This window comes from Magnetospirillum fulvum MGU-K5, assembly GCF_000442515.1.
Taxonomy (GTDB): domain Bacteria; phylum Pseudomonadota; class Alphaproteobacteria; order Rhodospirillales; family Magnetospirillaceae; genus Phaeospirillum; species Phaeospirillum fulvum_B.
On record NZ_AQPH01000153.1, the window covers coordinates 1 to 1,528 of the forward strand.

2 protein-coding genes are annotated in these 1,528 nt (G+C 62.0%); one reads left to right on the plus strand and one right to left on the minus strand.

All coding sequences use genetic code 11. The annotated features are described in order from the left end of the window. Positions 1–147: 147 nt before the first annotated feature. The gene (locus K678_RS17320) at positions 148–471 is read left to right on the plus strand and encodes a hypothetical protein (RefSeq protein ID WP_021133785.1); all 324 of its coding nucleotides are present in this window, start codon (positions 148–150) and stop codon (positions 469–471) included. Between the two features lie 4 nt (positions 472–475). Here the strand turns inward: K678_RS17320 and K678_RS17325 are convergent. Further along, positions 476–1,528 (minus strand): putative bifunctional diguanylate cyclase/phosphodiesterase (locus tag K678_RS17325; RefSeq protein WP_021133786.1); only part of this gene is annotated, 1,053 nt, incomplete at its 5' end.

Consider the following 1,528-nt stretch of genomic DNA (forward strand, 5'->3'; position numbering starts at 1 on the left):
GGGGACAGGACCTAGACCGGGGCACGACCGATCGGCGGGTTGGTACGCCCCTCGGCTTCCCCCCATAATCGCACCATAATTGGATCGTATTCTGTCGTATGATGACGCAGAAGGGTTGATGCGATCATTCCTGTCCGGGGGCCGATCATGAACGTCCATGCCATCGTCTGTTCTCTGGCCGTCGTGATTGCGGCCGCCGCCCCACTGGCCCCCGCGCAAGCCGGTGACGCGAGCAAACAGCGCGATCTCGGGATGGACCTTGCGATAGGGATCGGGTCGGCGGCGTCCACGATGGCCGCCCCACCGACCCGGCGGGTCTATATCCCCCCGCCTCCGGCCTATTATTACCCGCCGCCGGGCGCGGCGTATGCCGTGCCGTCCCGCAATCCCTATCTCGGCCCGTCCGGAACCGTGGTCTACGATCCGTATCGCGAGCCGTTGCGCCGTCCGCTTTACCCTCCGCCCTACTGATTCCTCAGCGTAACGATCGACCATATCGGTCGCCTGCATCGACCAAAGGCCGTTCCGCCGCCCAGAGATCGGGCATTCGCCAGGTCGGAATCCAGTCCACCACCGCTTGTGCCGGCATCGGGCGAGCGATGCCGTAACCCTGGGCAAGATCGCAGCCATAGCGGACTAGGGGGACGCCGTGCGCGACGGATTCCACCCCTTCGGCGACCACCTGACGGTTCAGCGCATGGGCCATTTTAACGATGCTTTCGACCAGGGCCTGATCCTCGACATTGTCGATGATGTCCTGAACGAACGAGCGGTCGATTTTCAGGAACTTCACCGGCAGTCGGCGGAAATAATTCAGCGAGGAATAGCCGGTACCGAAATCGTCGAGCGAGAAACTGATCCCAAGGCGCTGGCAATCCAATAACCGCCGCGACACTTCATCAAGGTCATTCATCGCCGTCGTCTCGAGAATCTCCATTTGCAGATCGCTCGGCGACACGTCGGGAAATTCCTGAAGAATGAGGCTCAGGCGCTCGACGAAATCCGGCTGCTGGAGATGGTGGCCAAAGACGTTGACGCAAACCGCCAGAGACAGCCCGCCATCCTGCCAGCGGCGAATCTGGTGCAAGGCCTGACGCAGCACCCAATCACCCAAGGGAAAGGTAAAATCTGTATTTTCAAGTCCCGGCAAAAAGCTGCCCGGCAGCAAGAGGCCGCGATCGGGATGTTGCCAGCGGATCAGCGCCTCGACTCCGGCGACCTCGCCGGAACTCAGATCGATCTTCGGCTGGTAATACAGACAGAATTCGTCCCGCTCCAACGCTTCGACCAGACGGGTATAGTGGGCCTGGTGCTCCTGTTGACGCAGGTCGTTGACCGGATCGAACCGGCACAGACAGCTTTTCCCTTTGCGCTTGGCCTCGTGCAGCGCCTGATCGGCATGGCGGATCAGGGCATCGGGCTCCTCGGAGGCGTCACGGGGATAGACGGTCATCCCCATGCTGAGGGTCAACCGCGCCACCTTGCCGCCATGGCTGTAGGGCCGGGCGACCGCCGCCAGCATCCGCGA

What these genes read in the sequence shown, in the direction of transcription:
- K678_RS17320 (WP_021133785.1), top strand. Translation starts at nt 148, where the DNA reads ATGAACGTCCATGCCATCGTCTGTTCTCTGGCCGTCGTGATTGCGGCC.